The organism is Mesorhizobium sp. M1334 (assembly GCF_040317995.1).
Classification (GTDB): domain Bacteria; phylum Pseudomonadota; class Alphaproteobacteria; order Rhizobiales; family Rhizobiaceae; genus Mesorhizobium.
The window spans coordinates 228,466-255,142 of the sequence record NZ_JAMYLM010000002.1 but is presented as its reverse complement, the minus strand read 5'-3'; the positions used below and the strand labels follow the sequence as shown (position 1 = coordinate 255,142).

Here is a 26,677-nt window from a genome sequence, read left to right as displayed (position 1 = left end):
GCCGCCGCTGACTTGAAGCGGATTGGAAGAGGCATTTCGGCTTCGGATGCTCGTCGCGTCAATCGACTTCGCGCAGCCGGTATCCGACGCCGGTCTCGGTGGTGATATAGCGGGGCTGGTCGGGCGTTTTTTCGATCTTTTGCCTGATCTGCCGGACGTAGACTCTGAGATATTGAACGTCGGTGGAATCGCCCCAGACCTGCTTCAGCAGGAATTGGTGGGTGAGAACCTTGCCGGCATGTTGTACGAGGATGCGGAGGATGTCATATTCCTTCGGCGAGAGCTTTATCTCCTTGTCCTCGACCTTGACGATGCGCTTCACCAGATCGACGGAGAGGTCGCCGGTCTGGAACACCGGTCTCTCACCCTGCTGCTGGAACTTGTGGCGAAGCGCGACGCGGATGCGTGCGACAAGCTCGTTCATACCGAATGGCTTGGTGACATAATCGTCGGCGCCGAGTTCGAGGGCCGAGACGATGCCGGCCTCATCAGTGCGGCTGGAAAGAATAACCACGGGAATGTCCAGGCCATCATCCCGCCATTTGCGGAGCAGCTCATGCCCGCTCATGCCGGGCAGGCCGAGATCGAGCAGCACAAGGTCTGGCTTTTCCGTCTCGATGAGTTCAATCGCCGCCCTGGCGTTCGGCGCCTCGCTGATCGCATAGCCTTGGCTGCCAAGCCCGACGCGAAGCAGTTTCCGGATCGGCGGTTCGTCGTCGACCACCAATATCCTGACGTCCAGGCTCGTCATGGCAGATCGTCCGTATTTTGATGGCCCGCCTCGGGTTCGCCGAGATTGGGCAGTTCCGCCGGCACCAGTTGCATCTTGATCGTGAAAACCGCCCCCGGGCGGTCGGACCTGTTTGCCGCCGAGAGCGTCCCGCCCATCGCTTCGATGAAGCCGCGGCAAATCGACAGGCCGAGCCCGGTGCCGGCACGCACCTGGTCACCCTTCCGCACACGGTAGAAAGTGTCGAAAACGCGCTTCAGGTCCGCTGGCGGAATGCCTGGTCCCTCGTCCATGATCTGCAGGATGATGAAGCCGTTATCGGCCCAGGCCTGCAGGCGGATCGTCGAACCTGGTGGCGCATATTTTGCAGCATTGTCGAGGAGGTTGAACAGCACCTGTTCGAACAGAACGGGGTCGACCCGCAACATCGGCAGATCCGATGGAATGTCGATCTCGGTCTTATGCTCGCGGACGATTTTGCGGGCCCGATGCAGAGCTGAGCCGACAATGTCGCCGAGATAGTGAAAGGCGTAGTTCGGCTCCATCGTGCCGGATTCGATCTTGGTCATATCGAGCAGATTGGCAATAAAGCGGTTAAGCCTCTCCGCCTCATCGAGCACGGTCGACAGCAGTTCCGTCCGGTCCTGCTCGGGAAGCGCGGCCTCGAAGTCCCTGAGTGTTCCGGCCGCGCCCATGATGGCGGCAAGCGGCGTTTTCAAATCGTGGGAAATGGAGGTGAGCAAGGCCGAGCGCAGACGGTCTGCCTCGGCCGCAAGCTTGGCCCGGTCAACGTCGGCGACGAGCTGGATGCGCTCGATGGCGACCGCCGCCTGGTCGGCAAGCGCATCGAGCAGACGCTGCTGCTCGGGTGTCAGCAGCGGACCTTGCTTATCGTTGTCGAGGCCGACGACGCCCACCGCCGTGCGTCCGGTCCGCAAGGGCAGATAGAGGCGCTTTGCTCCGGGCAGGGTGTCGGCGCCGCGCCCGGCGGCGCGGTTATGCTCCCAGGCCCAGCGGGCTGCTGCAATGTCGGCCTCGGCCAGCGTGTCGTCGGGTGGGTAGCCGGCTTTGACCGCAATTGTGCCGTCCTCCGGCAGAAGCAGCACCACGCGCAGCTTCAGCATCGAGGCGATCTGGAAGGCAGTCGCCCAGAGAACGTCGTCGAGCGTGCCAGCACCGGCGAGCTTCTTTGAGAAGAGATAAATATCTTCCGTGGCGCGTGCCCGCGAGCGCGCAGCGACCGCCTGACGCTGCACGCGCGCTGTTAGATTGCTGGCAATGACCGCAACAACCAGGAAGACAGCCAGCGCAACGATGCTCTCCGGATCCTCGATCGTCAGCGTGTAGCGTGGTTCCAGGAAGAAATAGTTGAAGGCAATGGCGCTGATGAGGCAGGCATACAAAGCCGGCCAGAGACCGCCGGTCACAGCCGACGTCAGGACCCCAATGAGAAAGATGACCGCCAGGTTGCGGACGTCGAGAAACTGGTCGAGAAGGACGGCGAAGGCGAGCGAGCCAACAACATAGGCCGTGGCCCTGAGATAGGGCCAGATCTCGAACTGCCACTGCTCGTCCGCCGCCTTGACGGTCCTCGACATCGCCTCGGCGTTGCGTTCGTTTCCCGAAATGACATGGACGCTGATGTCGCCGGCATTGCGGATGAGATCGTAAGTGAGCGAGCCTTCGATCAATTCCCGCCAGCGCGATCGGGTCGGCCTGCCGATCACGATATGGGTGAAGTTGTTCGCCGTCGCATGCCGAACGATGTCTTGCGCGACGTTCTGACCCGGAATGGTCGTCACCTCGGCACCGAGCTGCTCGGCAAGGCGCAGCTGCGTTGCCAGCCGATCCTTGTCCTCCTCAGGCATGGCAGCTGAACGAGGGGTATCGACATGAAGCGCCGTCCAAGGGGCGCGGAGCCGATCGGCCAACCTTCGCGCATAACGTACACGGGCCGCCCCGCCCGGACGCGCATCGACGCAGACGAGAACCCTTTCCCCCGCCGCCCACGGCCCGGGTATCGCGTGGGCCTGCATATGGGTCAGCAACTGCTCGTCGACCCGCTGGGCAGTGCGGCGGAGCGCCAATTCGCGGAGCGCCGTCAGATTGCCCGGCGAGAAATAGTTCTCGATGGCGCGCTGGGCGGTGCTGGGGATGTAGACCTTGCCTTCCTCAAGCCGCTTGATCAGATCGTCGGGGGTCAGGTCGATGATCTCGATATCGTCGGCCTGGTCGATTATGGAGTCGGGGACAGTTTCCCGCACCCTGACGCGGGTGATCTGCGTCACGACATCGTTCAGGCTCTCGACGTGCTGGATATTCAGCGTCGTGTAGACATCGATGCCGTGCGTCAGGATTTCCTGGACGTCGAGGTAGCGCTTGGGGTGACGGCTGCCCGGCGCGTTGGTATGGGCAAGTTCGTCGACCAGAACCAGCGCCGGGTGCCGGGCGAGGATGGCGTCGAGATCCATCTCCTCGAGGATCCGCCCCTTGTAATCGATCTCAAGGCGAGGAACGACCTCGTAGCCTTCGACCAGCGTCTGGGTTTCCTTGCGGCCGTGCGTCTCGACGACGCCGATCACCACGTCGACCCCGTCGGCCAGCCTGGCGCGGCCCGACATCAGCATCTCGTAGGTCTTGCCGACACCGGGAGCGGCGCCGAGAAATATCCTCAGGCGACCGCGCTCCTCCCGCTCGGCATGCTCGAGCAGCGCGTCGGGAGAGGGCCTGGTTTCGGCGGTGCGGCTGTCGTCTGGCATAAGGGTCAATCATGAACGGCGCCGGCTTCGGTGTCGATCCCGGCGCCGGTTCCTTTACCGTTTCATCGCATCGTCCAGCGCAAGGTTGAGGGCCAGCACATTGACTACCGGCTCGCCGATGAATCCCAATTCGCGATCCTCGACATGGCTGTCGACAAGCGATTTGATCCTGGATTCATCGACGCCCCTGGCCTTGGCCACCCTGGCGACCTGAAAATAGGCCGCGTCGGGGCTGATATCCGGATCGAGGCCGCTGCCGGACGTGGTGACCAGATCTATCGGTACCGGCTGGTTCGGGTTTTCCGTCCTCAGCCTTTCGGCGTCAACCTTGATGCGGTCGATCAGCTTGGGATTGGTCGGGCCGAGATTCGAGCCGCCCGAGGCGGCGGCATTGTAGCCGTCGCCGGCAGCCGAGAGACGGCCATGGAAGTAGCGGTCGCTGGTGAAAGCCTGGCCGATCAGCTCGGAACCGACGAGCTTGCCGTCCTTCTCGATCAGGCTGCCATTGGCCTGGCGCGAAAACAGCGCCTGCGCAATGCCGGTCATGCCGATCGGATAGACCAAACCCGTCAGGATCGTGAAGAAGACGATCATGACGATCGCGGGTCTGATTTGATTGAGCATCGACATGGTTCCTTATGCGAGACCGAGAGCGGTGATGGCCATGTCGATCATCTTGATGCCGACGAAGGGCACTACGACGCCGCCGAGGCCATAGACAATGAGATTGCGGCTGAGCAGCGCACCGGCGCCGACCGCGCGGTATTTGACACCCCTCAGCGACAGCGGGATCAGCGCGATGATGATCAGCGCGTTGAAGATGATGGCCGAGAGGATAGCGCTCTGCGGCGTCGCCAGATGCATGACGTTGAGCGCTTGCAGCGGCCCGGCGGTCTGGCCCGGGGCGATGTAGAAGACGGCGAATATTGCCGGGATGATGGCAAAATACTTGGCAACGTCGTTGGCGATGGAGAAGGTGGTCAGCGAACCACGCGTCATCAGCAGCGCCTTGCCGATTTCGACGATCTCGATCAGCTTGGTCGGATCGCTGTCGAGATCGACCATGTTGCCGGCCTCGCGCGCCGCGACCGTGCCGGTGTTCATGGCAACGCCGACATCGGCCTGCGCAAGGGCCGGCGCATCGTTGGTGCCATCGCCGCACATCGCGACCAGTTTGCCTTTGGCCTGCTCGTCGCGGATCAGCTTCAACTTGTCCTCGGGCGTCGCCTGGGCAAGGAAGTCGTCGACGCCGGCTTCCGCCGCGATCGCCGCCGCGGTCATCGGATTATCGCCGGTGATCATCACCGTGCGGATGCCCATGCGGCGCAATTCGGCAAAGCGTTCTGCGATGCCGCCCTTGACGATGTCCTTCAGATGGACGACGCCGAGGAGGCGCCCGTCGCGCTCGACCGCGAGTGGAGTGCCACCCGATTTGGCGATCTCGTCGGCGATCGCCTGAAGGTCGCGGACGGTGTCGCTGCGCGTACGGCCTGTGGCAACTGTCGAGAGGTTGACGTGGGCAAGTACCGCATCGACTGCGCCCTTGCGGACCGAGGAGGCTTCCAGATCGACGCCGCTCATGCGGGTTTGCGCGGTGAAGGGCACGAACGTCGCGTGCAGGCTTGCCATGTCGCGGGCGCGGATGGCGTATTTTTCCTTCGCCAGGACGACGATCGAGCGGCCTTCCGGCGTTTCGTCGGCAAGCGAGGCAAGCTGGGCCGCGTCGGCCAATTCCTGTTCGGTGATGCCCTTGACCGGACGGAATGCCGTCGCCTGGCGGTTGCCCAGCGTGATGGTTCCGGTCTTGTCGAGCAGCAGCGTGTCGACATCGCCGGCCGCCTCGACGGCGCGGCCCGACATGGCCAGCACGTTGAAGCGCACCAGGCGGTCCATGCCGGCAATGCCGATCGCCGACAGCAGGGCGCCAATTGTGGTCGGGATCAGGGTAACGAACAGGGCGACCAGCACCGTCACCGAGATATGACCGCCCGAATACGAGGCGAAGCTCGGGATCGTCGCCGTGGCCAGCACGAAGATCAGCGTCATGCCGACGAGCAGGATATTGAGCGCGATCTCGTTGGGTGTCTTCTGGCGCTCGGCGCCCTCGACCAACGAGATCATGCGGTCGAGGAACGTATGGCCGGCAGCCGCGGTGATGCGCACGCGGATCCAGTCGGACAAGACCTGCGTGCCGCCGGTCACCGCCGAACGGTCGCCGCCGGATTCGCGGATGACCGGTGCGGATTCGCCGGTGATGGCCGCCTCGTTGACCGACGCCACGCCTTCGACCACCTCGCCGTCCGAGGGGATGATGTCGCCGGCTTCGACAAGCACGATGTCGCCGACCTTCAGGCTGGTGCCGGGCACCAGTTTGAACTTGCTGCGGTGGCCATCGTTCAACAGCTTGGCCTGCGTCTCGGTTCGCGCCCGGCGCAGCGAGTCTGCCTGCGCCTTGCCGCGGCCTTCGGCCACCGCTTCGGCGAAATTGGCGAAGAGCACGGTGAACCACAGCCAAATGATGATCTGCAGCGTGAAGCCAGGATCGCCGCCGCTGGTAGCGAGATCCTTGACGAACAGCACGGTGGTGAGCGCCGAGACGACGGCGACGACAAACATCACCGGGTTTCGCATCAAGGTGCGCGGGTTCAGTTTTCTGAAGGAACCGCCGATAGCGGGCCACAGAATGCGGGTATCCATGATGCTCGCGGATTTCGACGGGCTCATTTGGTAGCTCCAGTGTCGATTTTGTTGACCGGTCGATCCTGTGCCGAACGAAGGTGCGGCGGCCCGTAAGCCAGCAGCCAGATCATGATCAAGGCTGCCGCAATAGCGAGGAATGTGGACAGCGTCGGGAAAGGAGGGGGCGTTTTCTCCCCCTCCGGCTCGGGGCGATGCCGGACCTTCCGAGGTATGATCTTGAACCAGGGCATGGCCGTTTCAGAATGTCTGACCGTGAATTATCGCCAGGTGCTCGACGATCGGTCCGACCGCCAGGGCCGGAAAGAAGGTCAGGCCACCGACGATCAGGATGACACCGGCCAGCAGCCCGACGAACAGAGGACCGTCGGTCGGGAAGGTGCCGGCGGAGGCAGGGACGGTCTTCTTCGCAACCAGCGAGCCAGCAATCGCCAACGCCGGAATAATGACCAGGAACCGGCCCATCAGCATGCCGATGCCGAGCGTTACGTTGTACCAGGGCGTGTTGCCGCTGAGGCCGCCAAAGGCGGAGCCATTGTTCGCCGCGGCCGAGGTGTAGGCATAGAGAACCTCGGAGAAGCCGTGCGGGCCGGCATTGGCGATGGAAGCAACGCCGGTCGGCAGCACCACCGCGATAGCGGTGAAGATCAGCATTGCAAGCGGCAGGCAGAGCACGGCCAGCATAGCCATCTTGACCTCCTTGGCCTCGATCTTCTTGCCGAGATATTCGGGCGTGCGTCCGACCATCAGCCCGGCGACGAAAACGGCAATGACGATGAACATCAGGATACCGTAGAAGCCGGCGCCGACGCCGCCGACAATGACCTCGCCGAGCTGCATGTTGATGATCGGGATCATGCCGCCGAGTGCGGTGAAGCTGTCATGCATGGCGTTGACCGCGCCGCAGGAAGCGGCGGTGGTGATGACGGCAAACAGCGCCGACAGAGCGATGCCGAAACGGCTCTCCTTGCCCTCCATATTGCCGCCATCGATGCCCAGCGCATGGACGAGCGGATTGCCAGCGGCTTCCGCCCAGTAGCAAACGGCAACGCCGGCGATGAACAGCACGCCCATCGCCGATAGAATTGCCCAGCCTTGGCGCTGGTTGTCGACCATGCGGCCGAAGACATTGGTCAACGCCGCGCCGAGGGCGAAGATCGTCACCATCTGGAGCAGGTTGGAGATCGCGTCGGGATTTTCGAAGGGATGCGCTGCATTGGCGTTGAAGAAGCCGCCGCCATTGGTGCCAAGCATTTTGATGGCAACTTGGGAAGCGACCGGCCCGACCGCTATAGTCTGTTGCGCGCCTTCGAGCGTCGTCGCGTTGACGTAGGCAGCGAGCGTCTGCGGCATGCCGAGATAGACATAGACCAGAGTCAGGACGATGCAGAACGGCAAAAGCAGATAGAGCGTGCAGCGGGTCATATCGACCCAGAAATTGCCGATCGATTTGCCTGAGGCCCGGGCAAAGCCGCGGATCAGTGCGACCGCAATGGCGATGCCGGTCGCCGCCGACAGAAAATTCTGCACGGTCAAGCCGGCCATCTGCACGAGATAGGACATCGTGCTTTCGCCGCCGTAGTTCTGCCAGTTGGTGTTGGTCATGAAGCTGGCGGCGGTGTTGAAGGCCAGCTCAGGTTCGACGGCGGTCATGCCGGCCGGATTGTAGGGAAGGCCGCCTTGCAGCCGTTGCAGCGAATAGAGCACCAGGAAGCCGGCCAGGTTAAAGAACAGCAGGGCCGCCGCATAGGAGGTCCAGTGCTGCTCCTCGCGCTCGCTGGTCCCTGATATGCGGTAGAGCCTGCGCTCGAGGGGGGCCAGAATTGACGACAGGAATGTGCGCTCGCCGCTGAAAACGCGATACATGTAGCCGCCGAGCGGCTTGGCCAGCAGAGCGACGATCCCGCAATAGACGAGGATCTGCAGCCATCCGTTGATTGTCATGGGGTTGGCTCCTTGCCAGCGGAGATCAGAAGCGTTCCGGGCGAACGAGGGCGTATGTCAGGTAGGCGAGAAGAAACAAGGTCACGGCGCCGCCGAGGATATAGTCGAAAAGCATGTTGCGATCCCCTAAACTTACAGCTTGTCGCAGGCTTTGATGTAGCCGAAGCATAGAGCAAAGAACGTGATTCCAATCGCGACAACAACTATGTCCACCGCGCATTTTCCTTATGTTGTATTTGTTGTTTACTTTAACAAACTACCAAAACCGGTCGCCGCATCATATCGGCGGCCGGAAACATCGCTTCGGCGAATATGGATCAAAGTGCCATAAAGGGTCGAGACGGGACGCGGAGCAAAGAAATCAAAATCCCATAAGGATTTCGCCGCCTCGGCGCTGGCCACAGCTTCAGGAGGGAGGTGCACACCGGCGCGCGAAGCTGCCGGGGCTCAGTCCGCGCGGGTGTAGATCACCGCGTAATCGTCCGCATAGGCCCGCTTCCAGCCCAGTTCGTCGAAGAACGGAATGCGGCTGTCGTCGGCGGTCAACAATGCCCAGCCTATCGTATATTTCTCGAGTTGGGCTTTCAGGATCGGCTTGCCCCGGCTGTGCCCAGTCTGCTCATCCGTTTCCGTAAAGCCATTCAGGAAGAGCTGATCCGCGCGGCCGTCGATAAACGTCCTGATGCCATGGAAGATCAGCGTACCGCCAAAATCGTAGGAGTTCAGCAGATTGCCCGACAGATTATGGGTTTGGGCGAAGGCTAGTGCGTCCCTCGCCGAGGTCTTCTGGCTCGGCGCGACCGGATAGGTCGTGAAGGCGGCAACCGCCAAAACCAGCAACACGGCAAGTCCAGCGCAAATCCTGGAAAATTGCCGTGCGAAAAATTGTTCAAGTCCGTCGCGCTTTTCCGCCGCCCATTTCTCGGCTGAAAGCGCTGGATATTGTTGCGCCGCCTCAACGGCAAGGACCACCGGGACAAGAAGAAAGAACAAGTACATGAACCGTATGTGGGTGAGATAGGCGTGCAGCGTGAAGACAAGGAACAGCGCCTTGGCCCAGCCAATGCGCAATCTCGACACGAGCAGCCCGAAAAACGCCACCAGCAGGGCCACCTCCTGGAGCGTGTGCCGCGAAGCGTCGAAGGGTTGCCACTCCGCAATGTAAGGCACCGCCTCATTGCCATAGGCCACCGTGAACGTGGCGAGTATGGCCTTGACGCCATAGGGATTGAGCAGGCTGACCAGCGGGCAAAGCAGCCCGAAAGCGATCCACTTGGCCAGCAGCCGGGGGTTCGACAAGCGCGTGCGCATGACGAGATCGAGGCCGGCGAAGGCGGCGATGACGAAACCGAAGGTGAAGGTGGCATGGAGATTGGCCCACAGGCAAAGCAGCGTCAGCAGCCACAAAGGCGGCGCTTTCTCGTTGCGTGCGGCCTGGAAAAGACCGGCGGTCCAGACGACGATGATGGGCAAGGTAAAGATGTGCGGTCGGGCGACATAGATTGGCCCGATCAAGAGCGCGAGAACCAGCGTCAGTCCTATCGCCAGCGTCGGCTTCAACCACGCGCTGAGATACCACGACGTCAAGAAGATCGTGAGCGCGATTACTGCAGTCGCCAGCAGCACCACGCCGTTCCAGCCGCCGGCTTCAAAGGCAATTGCAAGGAGAAGCTGACTAAGCCATTCCTTAGCGATCCATGGCTGGCCGGCAAAAGTGTAGGAGTAGACGTCGACGGTGGGGAATGTGCGGCTTGCCAGCATATCCATGCCGACCTTGATGTGCCACCAGCTATCAGGATCCTGCAGGAGGGACGTGGCAAAGGCGAGGAGCGCCGCCGCTATCACGACCGCCGCCAGCAGGCAAAATACCAACCTCACATGCCGTATATCGCCTATCGACGGCTTCGCCTCACCAGATATCCCGCGCATATGGCATCCCTGAGCCGCGATAGCGGAAGGGATAGGCCGAATTTGTTAGAAAACCGATAAGCTGCAGGATTGCGGCCACAACCCTGTGCCGCGTCCAACCGGCTCGGCGGCTCAGCCCTCGGCCTTGAAGTTCTTGGCTTCCTTCTCGACCTTCGGGCTGTCCTTGCCGTGCTTGCGCATCAGATCCTTCGCCTGCTTCGGCGAAACGTCGGTGGTTTCGGCCAGACGCAGAGCCTCCTTTTCGTCCGGATCACGCGTCTTGCGGTCGGCCATTGCGGTTTTCTTGTCAGCCATTACGACGCTCTTATGCTTTCGGCGATTTCGTTCAGCACCTTGCGGTCGGTGCCGTGACGCTTGATCAGCGTGCGTGCCTGATCCGGGGTGATGCCCGCTTCCTCGGCGAAGTGACGTACCTCGTAGTCTTCGCCGCCCGCCACTCGTGAGCGGTCGCGACTGTCGGTGTTGGTTTTGTCGTCGGCCATGGCAGCTCTCCTCATCTCGACGAGAGCATAACGGGCAAGATTTCAGCGAGTTCCTTCGAGCGTGTCGCCCAGTCCCCTGCCCTCGGGCATGACCCGGCATGCGCGGCGGTTTTGCTCAAAGCAGGGGCTTGGCGTCAGGCCGGCCTTCGCGCACAAATAGGCTGGCCTCTTTGGCGGCGCTGCCAACCGCCCGCCACTGCTCCTGGGCGCAGCCTGGTATTCGTTCCGGATTGTTTTATTGGGACCGATGGTCGAACACGACGCCCATGGTCCTACCAACGGCCGTCATGACGATAAGCTCGACCAGATCGTCGTCACTGTTGCCGCAGGCCGGGGCCGTCCTGCGAACGATGTCCAGCATCGCCCTCGTCGATATGGTGTCGCCGGCACCGAACCGTGAAAGCGCAGATGAAACAAGCTCTTGGGCCGTCAAGTCGGCGACAGTCACCCTCTGCACCACGTTCATTGGCTTCCTCCCACCATGAACTCTCTCCGGGGAGAATGATACGCCGAACGTCGCGTTTCGCCAGCAAAATGGTGGTCCTACCAGCGCGTGGGCAGCGACCGAAATCGTCGGTTTTGCGGGACGCAATCCGGGCGCGAGGCGGCAGCGCTTTTTGTGGCATGCCACCTCGCCAAACACCGATTCTGACGGTCGGGACGGGTCTCAATTTTATTTACCTGGCGGTCTGACGCTTGGCATCGTGGTATGCTCGGTTGCGGCCGAAGTTGGCGCAGCAAGAACCACGGTGCGGGCAGGACCAGGACGGTTCGTCGTTTCACGGAAACGCCGAGCCGGTCTGTCTTTTTGTTTGACGCAATTCCGGACGGAAAACCGTTCACACGTTTTGTTGGAATTGCTTATCTGTGACGCTAGGCGGCCAGATCGCTCGGAAGCTTGCCGCCATTCTCGGCCAGCTTTTTCATCAGTGCGTCGTGCAGCCACAGATTCATCGTTACAGTGTCGTTCATATCGCCGGTGTAGTTCAGCTCGTGGGCAAGCTCCTTGCGGGCGCCGACGCTGCTGTCGATATTCAGAGCCTTCATCAGGTCGACGATCGAATTCTTCCAGTTGAGCTTCTGCCCCTTCGCGGCCACGGCCTTGTCGAGAATGGCAGCGATGTCCGGGGCAGAGGACGGCGCGGCTGGCGCGGCCGGAGCCGGGGTTGCAGCCGGGGCGGATCGGGTAGGCGCCGTCGGCTGGGTGGCCGTGCTCGAAGCAGGCGCGGGAGACGGTTGCGCCGGCGGCGCTTCGGCCGCAACCGCGTTTCCGAAAATCGCACCTTTGATACTGTCGAAAATGCCCATTGCTATCTCCTGTGTTGGCTCGACGGTGTGTTGCCTTGACGGTCGGTGAGGCGACCGTTGCCGAATGCCGCATTGAGCGCCCTGGTTGTACCGGACCACGAACGCAACGCAGGGGCAACTCAAAAGTGGCTAAAGGGTAAAGGCTTGGTTGCATTGGGGAATCGGCCCAGTGATCCGGCCCGAGAGTAGAATAGGTCGGATCGCGGTCCGACAAATCGTCACGCGCAGTGGGCGAGGGAATGGTTGCCAGCCAGTTTTGCTGACGCAGACTAGAAAAGTCATCTAGATTCGTGTTCGCAATTCGCTGAGAGGAACGAAGCCATGACAGCAGTCGTCGCATCTGACAGGCTCGAACGTTCGCCGGTTTGGGCAGTGGACGATCCGTCGGTCAAATGGGCCGGCGCTTTCGCGGTTTACGGCGGGCACGGCACCACCCAGTCCCCGGTCATTGTCTACGAGATCGAGTCCGGCAAGCGGCTCGGCTGGCACAGCGACGCCACCGAAGAGACGCGTTCTTTGCGGCGGCGATGTTCATGCAGACATTCGACGGCGTCATGCTGCCGCCGGAAATCCCATGTCCTCGGCACGAGCAATCGTGCGGGCTGAATGCGTGCCGGCGGGAATCAACAGGCCTGCGGATATCGGACTTGGAGCTGATATGAGGGCGCGGTTCGGCGTCGTTACGCGCCTGGGTCACCGGCGGATCGGCTGATGGCGCCCGTGAAGGTCGACCCCGCCAAGGTGCGCGAGTTCAAGGATGCCGAAAGCTTCCATGCCTGGCTTGGCGAGCATCACGACAGCGAGGACGAAGTCTGGATCAAGATCCATAAGCTCGATTCGGGGCTGCCGTCGATCACGCCGAAGCAAGCCATCGACGTGGCGTTGTGCTGGGGCTGGATCGACGCGGTGCGCAAGGCGTTCGACGGCAAAAGCTATCTGCAGCGCTACACCCCGCGCGGCAAGAAGAGCACCTGGAGCCAGATCAATGTCGACAATGTCGCCCGGCTGATCGAGGAGGGCCGGATGACCGAGCACGGGCTGAGGCAGGTCGATGCGGCCAAGGCCGACGGCCGCTGGGCGCGCGCCTACAAGAGCGGCAAGGAGATGAAGATCCCCGACGACCTCCAGGCGGCAATAGACGCCGAGCCCAGGGCGAAAGAGATGCTGGCAAAGCTCAGCGGGCAAAACCGCTTCGCGCTCGCCTTCCGCATCCACAACATGAAGACCGAAGCCGGGCGCAAGAAGAAGATCGCGGCGTTCGTGGCGATGCTGAAGCGCGGCGAGACCATCTATCCGCAACGAAATCGCGATTCTGGATGAACATTTGGCCGCGTTTGTGTGCTGCGTCTTGTGCTTGTCCCTTGCGGCGACTCCCAAAATGCGGCCGGCTCAGGCCCATCTCCGATCCTGGCGATGTCGCAGACGATTGTTTTCGACGAGCGTCGCCCGGCACTTCGACACCATCTCTCATTCGTTTAGTGGATGCAGGAAAAAGTCTCGTCCTCACAGTCGGCATAGTATATTAGCAGGCGCTGTTATGAGGTTTTTGCCCGTTCAGGAACCGACTGGCACGTGGGCCGTGTTTGATGCGACCGTGGACGTGCCTGCGGATTTCGCTGGCAGTTGCCTTATCGGCTTGCCGCGGCAGCGGGCGGAGTGGCTCGCAGCAAGAGCCAATCGAGATGCTGCAAAAGGCACTTCGATTTGCCGGTTGTCAGCTGCCGGACCGGCACAAGCCGCGGTTCTTAGACTTAGACCGATCGGAGAGATTTCGATGATGCACGAAAGGGAAATGGCGGCTGCTTTGGCAGCCAGGAACCAGGAAGCGGATATTCGTGGTGTCTTCGACATCACCAACAAAACCGATGCGCCAATTGGCTCTCGCCGATTGGGCGAGGCTATCCACTTTGTCGCCAATGCACCTATCGTTGGCTATGATGTTCACGCCGCCGTCATCAGATATGGCCCACTCGGAACCCCCAGCCTCAGAGCTACAGATTGCGCGCAGCTGTGGGAGAAGTTCGGCGAGGCCTTGCTGGAACACTGACGGGCAGGCCTTTGGCGCGTATGGCACCACGATTGTGCAGGACTTCCTTAGTGAGAACGACATGGAAGCCTGGCGGGTGATATTGCAATTAAATTAGGGTGAGCGCATATTTTTTGCCGGCTGGACTCGCAACCGGCCAGGCCCGGCGGCCGGCTGCCGACGGGCCGTCAGGCCGGCGGCAAATGGTGCCGCAGGCCCGACGGTCCCCTTGGCAAGATCGCCGGAACCAGAGCATGATGCGGCGGCAAAACGGGTTTGGGGGAATGACATGCCTAAGGTTTCGGAGCTTTTTTTCAAGACAGCCATCGTCTTTCTTATTCTGGGAATTGCAGCTGGCCTGCAGATGGCAATTTCAGGCGATCACGGCGCGTTTCCGGCTCACGCGCACATCAACCTGCTGGGGTGGGTCACCAGTGCAATATTCGGCGGCTATTATGCGCTGAACCCGGCGAAGGCTGCCCGCAGGACGGCGATGATCCACTACGGTGTCTACAATCTCGGCCTGGTGGTGATGCTGCCGGCGCTTTACCTGATGCTGCAGGGAAATCCGGCGCTCGAGCCGATCGTCGCCACCGGCTCGATGATTGTCGCTGTCGCCGTGCTGATCTTTGCCTTCGTGGTTTTCTCCGCCGAAACAGAGCGCTCAGTCTCGGGAATACCAGCGGTCCCGCGGTAGACGGGGCGGCGATAGTGCCGAGCCTATCAATGCCCGTGCTTCTGGTGAAGCGCGGGCCGATTGGTTGTAGGCTGATCTGAGGCAAGAGTGCGGCGAGATGAAAGCCGCTCAGTAGCCTTCGCGCGCCCCTCTGCCTGCCATGCTGCTTATCGCGGCCTTCATTTTGGCGTTGTGCCTGCGTCCCTAGGAAGGTGAAAATATCGACACTTCTTGGATCTTCGCCGAAACGACTGCCTTGTGCTTTTGGGGCGCGACGCCCAGCGAGCGCAGGTGCGACGTTGATGCAGCCTTGTTGTTGGCGACGCAGCATGACGGGGTCGTCGTCAAACGACGGTAGAGCGCGCGGACCTACTGTTGCGCGAGCCGGTCCCCGAGCGTGTTTGCTTCGGCAAATCTTGCCAGCGATTGTTCGACTTTCTGCGCCGAGGCGTCTGTGCGCTTGATGTGCCGTATCATTTGCTGCCTCAGCAGCGCGAGCCTTGCGACGCGATATTCGTCGCCGTATCTCGCAGTTTCAAGGTGGAGGGTCGCGAGCATCATGGGTCAATTCTTCCGATCGATCTTCGTCATGCGTTCCCGGGCCTCAATCACGCGTTTTTGCTCAGACCGTATGCGGTCGCACAACGCGAGATTGACGGCGACACAGCCATCGTTCAACAACAGTTCATTCGCACGCTTCAGCGAGCGCTCGGCCCGTTTAACGCGCAGCCTGGCATTGGCCAGTTCGAAGCTAAAAATATCCATCATCATCATACCGCTTCGTTTGCGGTCCCTTCGATTGTTAACCGGCGTCGATCCCATTTGTTCCGACTGCACGCGGCGCAGCGCCAGGAAGGAGCTTGTCTTTCGCCCGTGCTGGGCCGTTCGCGATGGCGGGGCATGCTAGGTGGGCGGGCTGATGCAAGGCGAAGGTGTGAAGGCCTGGCCCGTAATCACGTTCTGTTCACTCTGGCTAATGTAAGCTGGCCGCCTAGAATTCGCCGCGAAGGTGTTTGACGCGGAGCTTCACACCAGGCTTGACCCACTGCGCCGCGAGCACAGCCATGTGGTCACCGTGGCTCGAGTGTCAGCAGATGTGGTAAGGGTGAGTGTCGGCGAGTAGCAGAGGTCCAGCAACAATGACTTTGAGGCGAACCAGAGCTTACGGCACATCCGGCTTGGTTCTAGCGGTTTGCACTGTGTTTGCTTCGCAGAACGCGGCTGCCGCTCAAAATTGCGACGCAGCCGCGACGCCTGGCGTCAATTGGCAAGAGTGTGACAAGAAGCTTCTCATCCTAGATGGACAGGACCTGAGCGGGGCGAACCTGTTCGGTGTTGATTTCACTTCGACCGACCTCAGGAACACCAATCTCCGTGCGGCAAATCTTGAGAAGGCAACTCTTGTGCGTGCTTCCTTGGCCGACTCGACCGCCAAAGGCGCCCGGTTCGACAGAATCGAGGGCTACAGGACCGACTTCAGCCGTATGGACGCGCAGGGCGCTGTGTTTGCGAGCGCGGAAATGCAGCGCTCGAATTTCCAGGACGCCAATCTGACCAATGTTGATTTCACAAAGGCGGAATTGGGGCGTGCGCACTTCCATGACGCCGATATCAGCGGCAGCCGCTTTTCGTTTGCCAATCTCGCGCGGGCGGACTTCCGAGGAGCGACGTTCACCGCGCCGATAGACTTTGACCGCGCTTTTTTGTTTTTGACCCGTATCGAGGGCCTCGACCTTTTCAATTCGGTGGGTCTGTCCCAGTGGCAGCTCAACATGGCTTGCGGAGACGCCCGGACCGAGTTGCCTTCTGGCTTGACGAGGCCTGAAGATTGGCCCTGTCAATTCCAGCAGGAATAGTTGTCGGCAAGCGAACCGCGGCAATGCTGCACCCGACAGGATTCGAACCGGTAACTTTGTGCCGCGGGCATGCCCATTAAGGTCGAAGCCACCACCCGAGACGGCGAACTCCGGATATCCCTGTCTAATGCCGGAGAGCCCATTCCGCACGAGACAATGCAGGGGATCAGCATTAAGGAATATAATCCTCCCGTTGCGGCGAGCCCCTTCAACGGAGAATCGCCATGACTCGAAAGACCCTCGCCGACACTCTGTCCGCCCGCGACACCATCTATGTCAATGGTGCGCACCCGATGTGCTGCAAATCGACGAAACTTGACATCCAGGCGCTGATTGACAGGCTCGGCCATGACCACGGCTCGATGCATGACGACTTGGTCTGGCTCTTTGTCTGCTCAAATTGCAAGGCTGCCGGCCGTGACCGACCTTCTTCGCATGCATTCCTGACTACGAAGGCCATCAGCGGGCGCGCAATCGCGACTGGAAGCCAACTTTCGAACGAAGGGGCTGAAAGTGGCCGGCGCCGCTTGGGGGGCGTTGGGTTAGATTGCCTGTAGGCGCCGGCGGAGGTCCGCAGACGCGAATCCTGGGGGCTGCCCTGCGGTTTTTTCCGGACACTCCGATTCCCAAGCAAAGTCAACAAAGGGGCGGCGGCATGGTGGCCGAGCTTCATCGTTTGCGGACGTTAGGAACGGAAAGGCCGCAACTAACAAAGCGAAACAATAACAGACGCTTAAGTGGGTATCTGGCGGAGAGAGCGGGATTCGAACCCGCGTTACGGTTTCCCGTAAACACACTTTCCAGGCGTGCGCCTTCAACCACTCGGCCACCTCTCCGTCTTTAGCATTTTCGACGCGGCCGGTTTCGCCGCGCGGGTTGGGGAGATGCATCTCCTTTGGGATTCCGGACCGGAATTCCGGCCGTGGGCGCCGTCGACCAGCGGATACCCTTTCCCCGCACCTGAGCCGTCAAAACAACAGGCGCGGGGCTCATCTAGTCGATCCGGTGCCGAATGCCAAGACATAACGATAGTCTATTCGCTTTGCCGGATAGGGAGGCTCCGTCCAGCCACCGGCGCACCGTTTGCCGATGCGGCAGCGGCTGACCCGATGTGGACAGCCGGCGAGTTTGTCGACGCGATCGGCGGCGTCTTCGCCGTCCGGCGCGTCACCGGCTCCGGCGCAAACCGGCGGCGTAGGTTCAACTTCGCGTGTCGCGATTGCGGATAAAGCACGCAGATCCTATTTAACAGTCCACACGACATTCTGATAAGCTCCTGGGGAGGAAGGGTCCGGATGTTCCGCTTTATCTTCCGTCTTGCCGCAATGATCGCGCTTTCGGTTTCGGTCATCATGGCCGTGCTCGATGCGACCCGGTCGGTGGCGGCTTCGGCGCTGGTGATGACACCGCTTAATTCCAGCTGGCTCGCGGTCTCGCCGGATACGCGCAGCGCCTTCGAAAGCTTCGTCCGCGACAAGGTCAATCCGCTGCTGTGGGACGGCGCCATCGCCTGGGTGCTCAGCCAGCCCGGCTTCGCCGTGTTCGCGGTGCTGGCGTTCATTCTTTACGCCATCGGCTACAGGCGGCAGCGCCCCAGCGGGCGGTTCGCCGCGACCTGACATTTCCAGCCTGACCCGGTGTTCCCGTGCCGGGGAAGGCTCAACCAAGAAGAAAAGGAAACCGCACTATGTTTCTCAGCGACATGCTGAACAAGAAGCTCAACCTGCCGAAGCCCTCCGAGGCGCTGCCCGGCCGCGACCGGCCGATCCCGACCGCATCGAAGCACTTTGTCTCGAACAGGCCGCTCAAGGGTCCTTATCCCGAAGGGATGGAAACGGCGATGTTCGGGCTGGGTTGCTTCTGGGGCGCCGAGCGCCTGTTCTGGCAGGTCGAGGGCGTTTGGGTCACGGCGGCCGGTTATGCCGGCGGCGTCACGCCCAACCCGACCTATCAGGAAACCTGCACCGGGCTCACTGGCCATGCCGAAGTCGTGCTCGTCGTCTACGATCCCAAGATCGTGTCCTATGCCGAGCTTTTGAAGCTGTTCTGGGAAAGCCACGACCCGACGCAAGGCATGCGCCAGGGCAATGATGTCGGCACCACCTACCGCTCGGCGATCTATACGTTCAACGACGCGCAGTACCAGGCGGCGCTCGCCTCGCGCGATGCCTATGAGGCTTCCCTGCGCGGTGCCGGACGCGGCAAGATCACCACCGAGATCGCACCGGCGCCGGAATTCTACTTCGCCGAGGAAGACCACCAGCAATATCTGGCGAAGAACCCCTACGGCTATTGCGGCCTGCAGGGAACCGGCGTCTCCTGCGCCATTCCGGCCGCCGTCTCCGCCTGATTTATGCCCCTGACGCAAGGAATATGCTGGGGCGCCGCGATGCGGCGCCATGCTTTTCCAAAGGGTCAAAATTCCACGTGAATTTTGTTTCGGGCCGTGCCAGATTGACCCGAAGCGGGAGGAAGACACTCCTGCCTGACGTCGCATGCCTGCCGGAGAACCGGGCCGGCATGCGGTGCATAATGGACAAATAACCGACAGGGGTGTGGATCACATGAAACGTATCGTTCTAGGCCTTATGGCCGCAGCTGCAATGGTTCTCCCGGCCTTCGCCGCGGACATTCAACCCGCGATCCTCTATGATCTCGGCGGCAAGTTCGACAAGTCGTTCAACGAAGCGTCCTTCAACGGCGCCGAAAAGTTCAAGACCGAGACCGGCATCCCCTATGTGGAATTCGAGGTCAGCAATGCCACCCAGCGCGAGCAGGCGCTGCGCCGCTTCGCCGAGGACGGCCGCAATCCGATCGTCATGGCTGGCTTCTCCTGGGCCGACGCGCTTGACAAGATCGCCACCGAGTTCCCCGACACCAAATTCGCCATCATCGACATGGTCGTCGACAAGCCCAATGTCCGCTCCCTGGTCTATAAGGAGCAGGAAGGCTCGTACCTCGTCGGCGTGATGGCGGCGATGGCTTCCAAGACCAAGAAGGTCGGCTTCGTCGGCGGCATGGATATTCCGCTGATCCGCAGGTTCGGCTGCGGCTATGTCGGCGGCGCCAAGGCGGCCGGCGCCACCGACGTCATCCAGAACATGACCGGCGATACGCCGGCAGCCTGGAACGATCCGGCCAAGGGCGGCGAGATCGCCAAGACGCAGATCGACCAAGGCGCCGACGTAATCTACGCGGCGGCAGGCGGCACCGGTGTCGGCGTGCTGCAGGCAGCGGCCGACGCCGGCAAGCTCGGCATCGGCGTCGATTCCAACCAGAACGGCCTGCAGCCCGGCAAGGTGTTGACCTCCATGGTCAAGCGCGTCGACGTTGCCGTCTACAACACCTTCATGGATGCCAAGAACGGCAAGTTCACGGCCGGCGTCAACGATCTCGGCCTCAAGGAAGGCGGCGTCGACTACGCCATGGACGACAACAACAAGGCGCTTGTCGACGACGCGATGAAGGCAGCGGTCGAAAAGGCCAAGGCCGACATCATCGCAGGCACCATCAAGGTGCACGACTACATGTCGGACAATGCCTGCCCGTATTGATTGATCGACATTGCAGACTGACGAGCCGCCGGGTGAAAGCCCGGCGGTTTTGCATTGTCAGCCGCTCACCAGTGCGGCGGCTTGGTCACCGGCACGTCGGGTGCGGCCTGTTCCTCCAGCGCCAGGAAGCGCTCGGCCAGCGCATCGAGCTTGCGCTGCATGCGCTCGATCACCTTCCACTGCTCGGCGATCTGGCCTGACAATTCCTCGATGGTCTTCTCCTGCTCGGCGGCGCGGATTTCCAGCGTCGTCAGCCGGTGGTCGGGCATGTCGGCGGGCATGGTCATCTCAAATCCTCGATCAGGCGATTGTGCAGGCTGCGGCCACGTTGGAAATTGACAAGCATGGCGGGATTTGTCGAGAGTGAACCCTGCTCCGGGCAATTGGCATAGACCCAATTGGCACAGACTGGGCGTCATGCTAGGCGTTTGACCAAGCGGTAAAAAACAGTGGGAACAGGCTGCATGGCGCAAGCCGCAATCGAGCTGATCGGCATCGACAAGAGCTTTGGCGCCGTGCGCGCCAACCGCGACATCAATCTGGAGATTATGCGCGGCACCATCCATGGCATCGTCGGTGAGAACGGCGCCGGCAAGTCGACGCTGATGTCGATCCTCTATGGTTTCTACCAGGCCGATTCCGGCGAAATCCGTGTCGGCGGCCAGCCGGCATCGATCAAGACACCGAATGATGCGATCGCGCTCGGCATCGGCATGGTGCATCAGCATTTCATGCTGGTCGACAATTTCTCGGTCCTGGAAAACGTCATTCTCGGCGCCGAAAGCGATGCACTGCTGAAGAAGAGCATCGCCAAGGCGCGTTCCGAGCTGGAGCGGCTCGAGCGCGAATACGGGCTCGAAGTCGATCCTGACGCCATCATCGAGGAGTTGCCGGTCGGCCTGCAGCAACGCGTCGAAATCCTCAAGGCGCTCTATCGCGGCGCCGAAATCCTGATCCTCGACGAGCCAACGGGCGTGCTGACGCCGGCCGAGGCCGACCATCTGTTCCGCATCCTCAGGCAGCTGAAGGAGCAGGGCAAGACGATCGTGCTGATCACCCACAAGCTGCGCGAGATCATGGCGATCACCGACACCGTTTCGGTGATGCGCCAGGGCACGATGGTGGCGACACGCGAAACCAGGAAGACCACGGTCGAGGAACTGGCGGAGCTGATGGTCGGCCGGCGCGTGCTGCTGCGCGTCGAGAAGGGCGAGGCCAAGGCCGGCGGCGTCAAGCTCGCGGTCAAGAACCTGACGGTCAAGGATTCCCGCGGCGTCACCATGGTCGACGACGTCTCCTTCGACGTCCATGCCGGCGAGATCGTCGGCATTGCGGGCGTCGCCGGCAACGGGCAGTCCGAATTGCTCGAGGCGATTTCCGGCATCAGGCATGCCGTTTCGGGCTCGGTCATGCTCGACGGCAAGCCGATCGACCTCACCGGCGCCGCCGACCCTGGCGAGCTGCGCGAGCGCGGCCTTGCCCATGTGCCGGAGGACCGCCATCACGTCGGGCTGGTGCTGGCCTTCGAGGAGAACGAGAATTCGATCCTCGGCTACCAGGACGATGAGCGCTATCTGAAGGGGCCGTTTCTCGACATCGACGCCATCCGTGACGATGCCCGGGACAAGATCGTCAAATATGACATCCGCCCGGCGGACTGCCGCCTCAAGACCGCCAATTTCTCCGGCGGCAACCAGCAGAAGATCGTGCTGGCGCGGGAAATGGAACAAGATCCCGGCGTGTTGATCGTCGGCCAGCCGACGCGCGGCGTCGATGTCGGCGCCATTGAATTCATCCACAAGCGCCTCATCGCCATGCGCGACCAGGGCAAGGCGGTGCTGGTGGTTTCGGTCGAACTCGACGAGATCCGCTCGCTGTCCGACCGCATCCTGGTGATGTTTGCCGGCCGCATCGTCGGCGAACGCGGCCCCGACGCGACCGAGGGCGAGCTCGGCCTGCTGATGGCCGGCGTCGAGCAGCGCGAGGCGGCGGAATGAGCACTCCCTATGCCAAGCTACCGGCCTGGGCCGACTACGTGCTGATCCCGCTGATCAATCTGTTCGTCGCCTTCGTCGTTGCCGGCTTCGTCGTCATATTGGTCGGTGAGAACCCGTTGCGCGCGGCCGTCATCTTGGTCGAGGGCGCCTTCGGTCGCGGCCAAGGCATCGCGTTTACACTTTTCTATGCCACCACCTTCATCTTCAGCGGGCTTTCGGTGGCGGTTGCGGCGCATTGCGGCCTGTTCAACATCGGTGGCGAGGGCCAGGGCTATATCGCCGGTCTCGGTATCGGCATCGTTTGCCTGGCCTTCGACAGCGTGCTGCCCTGGTGGCTGACCTTCCCGATCGCCATTATCGCCGCCGCGGCGATGGGCGCGCTGTGGGCGCTGATCCCGGCCTATCTGCAGGCCAAGCGCGGCTCGCACATCGTCATAACCACCATCATGTTCAACTTCATCGCCGCCAGCGTCATGGTCTATGCGCTGGTGGGGATGCTGAAGCCGCCCGGCTCGATGGCGCCGCAGACGCGCACCTTCCTCGAAGGCGCGCAATTGCCGAAGCTCAACTGGGTCATCGAATTGTTCGGCACCAAAATCCGTTCGGCGCCATTCAACGTCAGTTCCCTGCTGGCGCTGGCCATGGCCTTTCTGGTGTGGGTGCTGATCTGGCGCACGAAGCTCGGCTACGAGATGCGCACCTATGGCCACAGCCCGAAAGCGGCGCGTTATGCCGGGATTTCGGAGACACGCATCATCATCATTGCGATGATGATCTCGGGCGCGCTGGCCGGCATGATGGCGCTCAACCCGACGATGGGCGATCAGCACAATGTCGCGCTCGAATTCGTTTCGGGCGCCGGTTTCGTCGGCATCGCGGTGGCGCTGATGGGTCGCCTTCACCCGGTCGGCATCGTGCTGGCGGCGATCCTGTTCGGCATGCTCTACCAGGGCGGCGCCGAGCTCGCCTTCGAGATGCCGGCGATCAGCCGCGACATGATCGTCATCATCCAGGGCCTCGTGATCCTGTTCGCCGGCGCGCTCGAGCATATGTTCCGGCCCTATGTCCAGGCGTTGTTCGCCTCGCTCAGCCCGAAATCGGTCGGCATGGAAGCGGTCAAAGGGAAGGGCGCCTGAATGGATTTCTTCAACGCCATCGTACAGGTCCTGGACTCGACCATCCGCCTTTCGGTCCCCTTGCTGCTCGCCTGCCTCGCCGGCCTCTATTCGGAGCGGGCCGGCGTCTTCGACATCGGGCTCGAGGGCAAGATGCTTGTCGGCGCCTTCGCCGGTGCGGCCGCCGCCTCGGTCTTCCACTCGGCCTATCTCGGCCTCGGCATGGCCATCCTCATCTCGGTTGCCTTCGCGCTGATCCACGGCTTTGCCTCGATCACCCATCGCGGCAACCAGATCGTTTCCGGCGTCGCGATCAATTTCATTGCCGCCGGATCGACGATCATGCTCGGCCAGGCCTGGTTCCAGCAAGGCGGGCGCACACCGGCGCTGGCTGCCGGCGAGCGCTTCGAAGCAATCATCTGGCCGGGCGCGGATGCGCTCAGGGGCGTTCCGATTCTCGGGCCGATCTATTCGGAACTCATCTCCGGCCACTCCGTGCTGGTCTATCTCGCCTTCCTGGCCGTGCCGTTCACCTGGTGGGTGCTGTTTCGCACCCGCTTTGGGCTCCGCCTGCGCGCTGTCGGCGAGAACCCGGCCGCGGTCGACACCGCCGGCATCTCCGTCGCCTGGCTGCGCTACCGGGCGCTGATTTGCACCGGCGTGCTCACCGGCATTGCCGGCGCCTATCTGTCGATGGTGCAGAATGGCGGCTTCGTAAAGGACATGACCGCCGGCAAGGGCTACATCGCGCTGGCCGCGCTGATCTTCGCCAAATGGAAACCGGTCAACGCCATGTTCGCCTGCCTGCTGTTCGGCTTCCTCGACGCCGCGTCGATCCGCCTGCAAGGCACGCCGCTGCCGCTGATCGGCAAGGTGCCAGTGCAATTCATGCAGGCGCTGCCCTATGTGCTGACCGTCATCCTGCTTGCCGGCTTCATCGGCAAGGCAATCCCGCCGCGCGCCGGCGGCGTGCCTTATGTCAAGGAACGCTGATCTATCATGGCTCATGATCTGTTCGAAGCGGCGAAAGCCGCCATGGCCAAGGCCTATGCGCCCTATTCGAAATTTCCGGTCGGCGCGGCGTTGCGCACCGAGGACGGCCGTGTCTTCACCGGCGCCAATGTCGAGATCGCGTCCTATCCAGAGGGCTGGTGCGCCGAAACCACCGCGCTCGGCCACTACGTCATGGGCGGCGGCGGCAAGATCACGGAAATCGCCGTGATCGCCGAACGCGTGGCAAAATGCTCGCCCTGCGGCGGCTGCCGGCAGCGGCTGGCCGAATTCTGCCGGCCGGAAACGAAGTTCTATCTCTGCGATGACAGCGGCGTGGTCGAGACCGTGACCATGGGCGAGTTGTTGCCATACGGGTTTGAAGGCGATGTGCTGAAATGAAGGAAGCGCTCGATCACCTCGTCGAAAGGCTGGATGGGCTGGCGCCGACCACCGCCTTGGTGCTGGGGTCAGGGCTTGGCGGGCTCGTCGACCAGGTCGAGGATGCGGTGCGCATCTCCTACGCCGACTTGCCGGGGTTTCCCCGAAGCGGCGTCAGCGGCCATGCCGGCGAGGTGGTGGCGGGGCTCTTTGCCGGCACGCCGGTGCTGATGCTGTCCGGCCGCGCACACTATTACGAGCACGGCAACGCAGCGGCGATGCGGCCGGCGCTGGAAGTGCTCGCCGGCCTCGGCATCTCCCGGCTGATCCTCACCAACGCCGCCGGTTCGGTCGATCCCGGGATGGGTCCGGGCTCGGTGATGCTGATCACCGACCACATCAATTTCTCGGGGTCCAACCCGCTGATCGGCGAACCGAGCGACCGCCGTTTCGTCGGCCTGACCGAAGCCTATGACGCCGATCTCCGCTCCGCCATCGAGCGGGCGGCGAAGGCCACCGGTACCATGCTGCACAAGGGCGTCTATATGTGGTTCTCCGGCCCATGCTTCGAGACGCCCGCCGAGATCCGCATGGCGCGCGTCATGGGCGCCAACGCGGTCGGCATGTCGACGGTGCCGGAGGTCATTCTCGCGCGCTTCCTGGGGCTGCGCGTCGCCGCCTGTTCGGTCGTGACCAACCTTGCCGCCGGCATGACCGGAGCCGAGCTGTCGCACCAGGAGACCAAGGACATGGCGCCGGTCGGCGGTGCGCGGCTGGCGACCATCCTGCAGCGTGTTTTTCAAGACGGGCTTCCGGAGCACAGGGTCGACGCCTGATGCTTCCCCAGGAAATCATCCGCCGCAAGCGCGACGGGCAGAAGCTGTCGGCTGACGAGATCGCGTTCTTCATCGAGGGCCTGACCGCCGGCACCGTTACCGACGCACAGGTCGGCGCCCTCGCCATGGCGGTATTCTTCAACGGGATGAGCCGCGACGAGGCGGTGGCGCTGACTATGGCGATGCGCGATTCCGGCGATGTGCTCGACTGGTCGGATCTGCCCGGCCCGGTCACCGACAAGCATTCGACGGGCGGCGTCGGCGACAATGTCTCCTTGATGCTGGCACCGATCGTCGCTGCCTGCGGCGCCTATGTGCCGATGATTTCCGGCAGGGGTCTGGGCCATACCGGCGGCACGCTGGACAAGATGGATGCGATCCCCGGCTATGTCAGCCAGCCGGATGTTGCGCGCTTCCGCAAGACCGTGCTCGAAACCGGCTGCGCCATCATCGGCCAGACCGCAGACCTCGCACCCGCCGACGCCAGGCTCTACGCGATCCGCGATGTGACGGGAACGGTCGAATCGGTGCCGCTGATCACCGCCTCGATCCTGTCGAAGAAGCTGGCGGCCGGCCTTGGTTCGCTGGTGCTAGACGTCAAGGTCGGCAACGGCGCCTTCATGGAGAAATCGCGCGACGCGACCGCGCTGGCCAACAGCCTGGTCGAGGTCGCCAATGGCGCCGGCCTGAAGGCATCGGCGCTGGTCACCGGCATGAACGAGCCGCTGGCCTCCGCCGCCGGCAATGCGGTCGAGGTGCGCAACGCCGTCGATTTTCTCACCGGCCGCTTTCGCGACCGCCGGCTGGAGGACTTGACGCTGGCGCTGGCCGCCGAGATGCTGCAATCGGCAGGCCTGGTGTCGTCCAACCAGGACGGCCTGCGCCGCGCCGCCGAGACGTTGGCCGGCGGCCGCGCCGCTTCCATCTTCGCGCGCATGGTGGCGGCACTGGGTGGTCCCGCCGACTTTGTCGACAATCCGGAAAAATATCTGCCGAAAGCGGCAACGGAATTCGCGGTCAAGGCGAGCGCGAACGGCTTTGTCTCCGGCATCGCGACGCGCGAGATCGGGCTTGCCGTGGTCGGGCTTGGCGGCGGGCGGACGCGGCCCGACGACAGGATCGATCACGCCGTCGGCATCACCAGGCTGTTGCCGGTCGGCTCCGAAGTGCGGGCCGGCGAAGCGCTGGCGCTAGTCCATGCCCGCAATACCGGGGATGCCGAAGCGGCCGCGGCCACCGTGCTTTCGGCCTATATGATCGGCCCTTCCAAACCGGCCACGGAGAAAACCGTCATCCGGCGGATCCTGCCGCGCGGATAGAGCCCATTCCGATGGTATCGAGTGGGCTCTATCTTTCTTGGACCATGATCTTGTCCGACGACCGGTCCCCTTTTGCTG

The 26,677-nt window shown here is 62.2% G+C and carries 28 protein-coding genes and 1 tRNA gene; 14 read left to right on the top strand and 15 right to left on the bottom strand.

Going from position 1 to position 26,677, the window contains the following annotated elements; all coding sequences use genetic code 11:
- Positions 1 to 58: 58 nt before the first annotated feature.
- The 11 genes from NKH17_RS04625 to NKH17_RS04575 all read right to left on the bottom strand — a co-directional run bounded on the left by NKH17_RS04625 (position 59) and on the right by NKH17_RS04575 (position 11,849).
- The gene (locus tag NKH17_RS04625) at positions 59 to 751 is read right to left on the bottom strand and encodes a response regulator transcription factor (protein WP_254816839.1); all 693 of its coding nucleotides are present in this window, start codon (positions 749 to 751) and stop codon (positions 59 to 61) included.
- Entirely contained in the window at positions 748 to 3,489 is a 2,742-nt protein-coding gene (locus NKH17_RS04620) for a DUF4118 domain-containing protein (protein WP_352897496.1), read from the bottom strand. Before NKH17_RS04620 ends, NKH17_RS04625 begins: the two co-directional genes overlap by 4 nt.
- Positions 3,490 to 3,543: 54 nt before the next feature.
- Positions 3,544 to 4,113: a potassium-transporting ATPase subunit KdpC gene (gene kdpC / locus NKH17_RS04615; protein WP_352897494.1), complete on the bottom strand. Its 570-nt coding sequence runs from the start codon at positions 4,111 to 4,113 to the stop codon at positions 3,544 to 3,546.
- A 12-nt stretch (positions 4,114 to 4,125) separates the two neighbouring features.
- Entirely contained in the window at positions 4,126 to 6,213 is a 2,088-nt protein-coding gene (kdpB, locus tag NKH17_RS04610) for a potassium-transporting ATPase subunit KdpB (RefSeq protein WP_352897492.1), read from the bottom strand.
- Positions 6,214 to 6,426: 213 nt separating this feature from the next.
- Entirely contained in the window at positions 6,427 to 8,130 is a 1,704-nt protein-coding gene (kdpA, locus tag NKH17_RS04605) for a potassium-transporting ATPase subunit KdpA (RefSeq protein WP_352897490.1), read from the bottom strand.
- Positions 8,131 to 8,155: 25 nt separating this feature from the next.
- Positions 8,156 to 8,245 (bottom strand): K(+)-transporting ATPase subunit F, encoded by a 90-nt coding sequence (locus NKH17_RS04600; protein WP_023675300.1) that lies wholly within the window; start codon positions 8,243 to 8,245, stop codon positions 8,156 to 8,158.
- A 332-nt stretch (positions 8,246 to 8,577) separates the two neighbouring features.
- Entirely contained in the window at positions 8,578 to 10,059 is a 1,482-nt protein-coding gene (locus NKH17_RS04595; RefSeq protein ID WP_352897488.1) for a hypothetical protein, read from the bottom strand.
- Positions 10,060 to 10,170: 111 nt separating this feature from the next.
- Positions 10,171 to 10,353, bottom strand: coding sequence for a hypothetical protein (locus NKH17_RS04590; protein ID WP_254816845.1), 183 nt, complete (start codon positions 10,351 to 10,353; stop codon positions 10,171 to 10,173).
- On the bottom strand, positions 10,353 to 10,541 hold the full coding sequence (locus NKH17_RS04585; RefSeq protein ID WP_254816846.1) for a DUF3606 domain-containing protein: 189 nt from the start codon (positions 10,539 to 10,541) through the stop codon (positions 10,353 to 10,355). Before NKH17_RS04585 ends, NKH17_RS04590 begins: the two co-directional genes overlap by 1 nt.
- 235 nt (positions 10,542 to 10,776) lie before the next feature.
- On the bottom strand, positions 10,777 to 11,007 hold the full coding sequence (locus NKH17_RS04580; protein WP_254816847.1) for a hypothetical protein: 231 nt from the start codon (positions 11,005 to 11,007) through the stop codon (positions 10,777 to 10,779).
- A gap of 407 nt (positions 11,008 to 11,414) precedes the next feature.
- Positions 11,415 to 11,849, bottom strand: coding sequence for a DUF3597 domain-containing protein (locus tag NKH17_RS04575; protein ID WP_352799848.1), 435 nt, complete (start codon positions 11,847 to 11,849; stop codon positions 11,415 to 11,417).
- Between the two features lie 321 nt (positions 11,850 to 12,170).
- On the opposite strand from NKH17_RS04575, the gene NKH17_RS04570 reads away from it, so the two are divergent.
- From NKH17_RS04570 to NKH17_RS04555, 4 genes are all read left to right on the top strand, one after another.
- Entirely contained in the window at positions 12,171 to 12,455 is a 285-nt protein-coding gene (locus NKH17_RS04570; RefSeq protein ID WP_352897486.1) for a hypothetical protein, read from the top strand.
- A 105-nt stretch (positions 12,456 to 12,560) separates the two neighbouring features.
- Entirely contained in the window at positions 12,561 to 13,169 is a 609-nt protein-coding gene (locus NKH17_RS04565) for a YdeI/OmpD-associated family protein (RefSeq protein WP_352799852.1), read from the top strand.
- 454 nt (positions 13,170 to 13,623) lie between these two features.
- Positions 13,624 to 13,896, top strand: coding sequence for a hypothetical protein (locus tag NKH17_RS04560; protein WP_254816851.1), 273 nt, complete (start codon positions 13,624 to 13,626; stop codon positions 13,894 to 13,896).
- Positions 13,897 to 14,164: 268 nt separating this feature from the next.
- Positions 14,165 to 14,572, top strand: a complete 408-nt coding sequence (locus NKH17_RS04555; protein ID WP_254816852.1) for a heme-copper oxidase family protein — start codon at positions 14,165 to 14,167, stop codon at positions 14,570 to 14,572.
- Positions 14,573 to 14,920: 348 nt separating this feature from the next.
- On the opposite strand, the gene NKH17_RS04550 is transcribed toward NKH17_RS04555, so the two are convergent.
- Together NKH17_RS04550 and NKH17_RS04545 are read right to left on the bottom strand one after the other, a co-directional pair.
- Positions 14,921 to 15,112, bottom strand: coding sequence for a hypothetical protein (locus tag NKH17_RS04550; protein ID WP_352799853.1), 192 nt, complete (start codon positions 15,110 to 15,112; stop codon positions 14,921 to 14,923).
- A gap of 3 nt (positions 15,113 to 15,115) precedes the next feature.
- Positions 15,116 to 15,325, bottom strand: coding sequence for a hypothetical protein (locus NKH17_RS04545; RefSeq protein WP_352970231.1), 210 nt, complete (start codon positions 15,323 to 15,325; stop codon positions 15,116 to 15,118).
- 365 nt (positions 15,326 to 15,690) lie between these two features.
- On the opposite strand from NKH17_RS04545, the gene NKH17_RS04540 reads away from it, so the two are divergent.
- Positions 15,691 to 16,407: a pentapeptide repeat-containing protein gene (locus NKH17_RS04540; RefSeq protein WP_352970228.1), complete on the top strand. Its 717-nt coding sequence runs from the start codon at positions 15,691 to 15,693 to the stop codon at positions 16,405 to 16,407.
- Between the two features lie 746 nt (positions 16,408 to 17,153).
- Here NKH17_RS04540 and NKH17_RS04535 read toward each other — a convergent pair.
- Positions 17,154 to 17,243, bottom strand: a tRNA-Ser gene (locus NKH17_RS04535).
- Between the two features lie 459 nt (positions 17,244 to 17,702).
- On the opposite strand from NKH17_RS04535, the gene NKH17_RS04530 reads away from it, so the two are divergent.
- The 3 genes from NKH17_RS04530 to NKH17_RS04520 all read left to right on the top strand — a co-directional run bounded on the left by NKH17_RS04530 (position 17,703) and on the right by NKH17_RS04520 (position 19,961).
- Positions 17,703 to 18,026 carry a hypothetical protein gene (locus tag NKH17_RS04530; RefSeq protein ID WP_352799857.1) on the top strand — a complete coding sequence of 108 codons (324 nt, stop codon included), beginning with the start codon at positions 17,703 to 17,705 and terminating at the stop codon, positions 18,024 to 18,026.
- 68 nt (positions 18,027 to 18,094) lie between these two features.
- Positions 18,095 to 18,757, top strand: a complete 663-nt coding sequence (gene msrA, locus NKH17_RS04525) for a peptide-methionine (S)-S-oxide reductase MsrA (protein WP_352478110.1) — start codon at positions 18,095 to 18,097, stop codon at positions 18,755 to 18,757.
- Between the two features lie 214 nt (positions 18,758 to 18,971).
- Positions 18,972 to 19,961 carry a BMP family lipoprotein gene (locus NKH17_RS04520; RefSeq protein WP_254816859.1) on the top strand — a complete coding sequence of 330 codons (990 nt, stop codon included), beginning with the start codon at positions 18,972 to 18,974 and terminating at the stop codon, positions 19,959 to 19,961.
- Between the two features lie 65 nt (positions 19,962 to 20,026).
- Here NKH17_RS04520 and NKH17_RS04515 read toward each other — a convergent pair whose 3' ends face one another.
- The gene (locus NKH17_RS04515; protein ID WP_254817071.1) at positions 20,027 to 20,248 is read right to left on the bottom strand and encodes a SlyX family protein; all 222 of its coding nucleotides are present in this window, start codon (positions 20,246 to 20,248) and stop codon (positions 20,027 to 20,029) included.
- A 177-nt stretch (positions 20,249 to 20,425) separates the two neighbouring features.
- Between NKH17_RS04515 and NKH17_RS04510 the strand changes: the two genes are divergently transcribed.
- The 6 genes from NKH17_RS04510 to deoA are packed head-to-tail and all read left to right on the top strand — an operon-like array spanning position 20,426 to position 26,599.
- Complete coding sequence (locus tag NKH17_RS04510; protein ID WP_352478115.1) at positions 20,426 to 21,958, top strand: ABC transporter ATP-binding protein; 1,533 nt, start codon at positions 20,426 to 20,428, stop codon at positions 21,956 to 21,958.
- Entirely contained in the window at positions 21,955 to 23,094 is a 1,140-nt protein-coding gene (locus NKH17_RS04505) for an ABC transporter permease (RefSeq protein ID WP_352897130.1), read from the top strand. The genes NKH17_RS04510 and NKH17_RS04505 overlap by 4 nt, the downstream gene beginning before the upstream one ends.
- A complete protein-coding gene (locus tag NKH17_RS04500) occupies positions 23,095 to 24,066 on the top strand; it encodes an ABC transporter permease (protein WP_352509889.1) in 972 nt (323 codons plus the stop codon).
- 6 nt (positions 24,067 to 24,072) lie between these two features.
- Positions 24,073 to 24,465 carry a cytidine deaminase gene (gene cdd, locus NKH17_RS04495; protein ID WP_023675315.1) on the top strand — a complete coding sequence of 131 codons (393 nt, stop codon included), beginning with the start codon at positions 24,073 to 24,075 and terminating at the stop codon, positions 24,463 to 24,465.
- Entirely contained in the window at positions 24,462 to 25,280 is an 819-nt protein-coding gene (locus tag NKH17_RS04490; RefSeq protein ID WP_254816864.1) for a purine-nucleoside phosphorylase, read from the top strand. Before cdd ends, NKH17_RS04490 begins: the two co-directional genes overlap by 4 nt.
- The gene (gene deoA / locus NKH17_RS04485; protein WP_352897127.1) at positions 25,280 to 26,599 is read left to right on the top strand and encodes a thymidine phosphorylase; all 1,320 of its coding nucleotides are present in this window, start codon (positions 25,280 to 25,282) and stop codon (positions 26,597 to 26,599) included. Before NKH17_RS04490 ends, deoA begins: the two co-directional genes overlap by 1 nt.
- Positions 26,600 to 26,677 lie beyond the last annotated feature (78 nt).

Coding starts and splice junctions, on each gene's coding strand:
- NKH17_RS04625 (WP_254816839.1), bottom strand. CDS start 751: ATGACGAGCCTGGACGTCAGGATATTGGTGGTCGACGACGAACCGCCG.
- NKH17_RS04560 (WP_254816851.1), top strand. CDS start 13,624: ATGATGCACGAAAGGGAAATGGCGGCTGCTTTGGCAGCCAGGAACCAG.
- NKH17_RS04505 (WP_352897130.1), top strand. CDS start 21,955: ATGAGCACTCCCTATGCCAAGCTACCGGCCTGGGCCGACTACGTGCTG.
- cdd (WP_023675315.1), top strand. CDS start 24,073: ATGGCTCATGATCTGTTCGAAGCGGCGAAAGCCGCCATGGCCAAGGCC.
- NKH17_RS04550 (WP_352799853.1), bottom strand. CDS start 15,112: ATGATGCTCGCGACCCTCCACCTTGAAACTGCGAGATACGGCGACGAA.
- kdpA (WP_352897490.1), bottom strand. CDS start 8,130: ATGACAATCAACGGATGGCTGCAGATCCTCGTCTATTGCGGGATCGTC.
- NKH17_RS04545 (WP_352970231.1), bottom strand. CDS start 15,325: ATGATGATGATGGATATTTTTAGCTTCGAACTGGCCAATGCCAGGCTG.
- kdpB (WP_352897492.1), bottom strand. CDS start 6,213: ATGAGCCCGTCGAAATCCGCGAGCATCATGGATACCCGCATTCTGTGG.
- NKH17_RS04585 (WP_254816846.1), bottom strand. CDS start 10,541: ATGGCCGACGACAAAACCAACACCGACAGTCGCGACCGCTCACGAGTG.
- NKH17_RS04575 (WP_352799848.1), bottom strand. CDS start 11,849: ATGGGCATTTTCGACAGTATCAAAGGTGCGATTTTCGGAAACGCGGTT.
- NKH17_RS04565 (WP_352799852.1), top strand. CDS start 12,561: ATGGCGCCCGTGAAGGTCGACCCCGCCAAGGTGCGCGAGTTCAAGGAT.
- NKH17_RS04580 (WP_254816847.1), bottom strand. CDS start 11,007: ATGAACGTGGTGCAGAGGGTGACTGTCGCCGACTTGACGGCCCAAGAG.
- NKH17_RS04620 (WP_352897496.1), bottom strand. CDS start 3,489: ATGCCAGACGACAGCCGCACCGCCGAAACCAGGCCCTCTCCCGACGCG.
- NKH17_RS04490 (WP_254816864.1), top strand. CDS start 24,462: ATGAAGGAAGCGCTCGATCACCTCGTCGAAAGGCTGGATGGGCTGGCG.
- deoA (WP_352897127.1), top strand. CDS start 25,280: ATGCTTCCCCAGGAAATCATCCGCCGCAAGCGCGACGGGCAGAAGCTG.
- NKH17_RS04515 (WP_254817071.1), bottom strand. CDS start 20,248: ATGACCATGCCCGCCGACATGCCCGACCACCGGCTGACGACGCTGGAA.
- NKH17_RS04570 (WP_352897486.1), top strand. CDS start 12,171: ATGACAGCAGTCGTCGCATCTGACAGGCTCGAACGTTCGCCGGTTTGG.
- NKH17_RS04520 (WP_254816859.1), top strand. CDS start 18,972: ATGAAACGTATCGTTCTAGGCCTTATGGCCGCAGCTGCAATGGTTCTC.
- NKH17_RS04600 (WP_023675300.1), bottom strand. CDS start 8,245: ATGCTTTTCGACTATATCCTCGGCGGCGCCGTGACCTTGTTTCTTCTC.
- kdpC (WP_352897494.1), bottom strand. CDS start 4,113: ATGCTCAATCAAATCAGACCCGCGATCGTCATGATCGTCTTCTTCACG.
- msrA (WP_352478110.1), top strand. CDS start 18,095: ATGTTTCTCAGCGACATGCTGAACAAGAAGCTCAACCTGCCGAAGCCC.
- NKH17_RS04510 (WP_352478115.1), top strand. CDS start 20,426: ATGGCGCAAGCCGCAATCGAGCTGATCGGCATCGACAAGAGCTTTGGC.
- NKH17_RS04590 (WP_254816845.1), bottom strand. CDS start 10,353: ATGGCTGACAAGAAAACCGCAATGGCCGACCGCAAGACGCGTGATCCG.
- NKH17_RS04500 (WP_352509889.1), top strand. CDS start 23,095: ATGGATTTCTTCAACGCCATCGTACAGGTCCTGGACTCGACCATCCGC.
- NKH17_RS04555 (WP_254816852.1), top strand. CDS start 14,165: ATGCCTAAGGTTTCGGAGCTTTTTTTCAAGACAGCCATCGTCTTTCTT.
- NKH17_RS04540 (WP_352970228.1), top strand. CDS start 15,691: ATGACTTTGAGGCGAACCAGAGCTTACGGCACATCCGGCTTGGTTCTA.
- NKH17_RS04595 (WP_352897488.1), bottom strand. CDS start 10,059: ATGCGCGGGATATCTGGTGAGGCGAAGCCGTCGATAGGCGATATACGG.
- NKH17_RS04530 (WP_352799857.1), top strand. CDS start 17,703: ATGTTCCGCTTTATCTTCCGTCTTGCCGCAATGATCGCGCTTTCGGTT.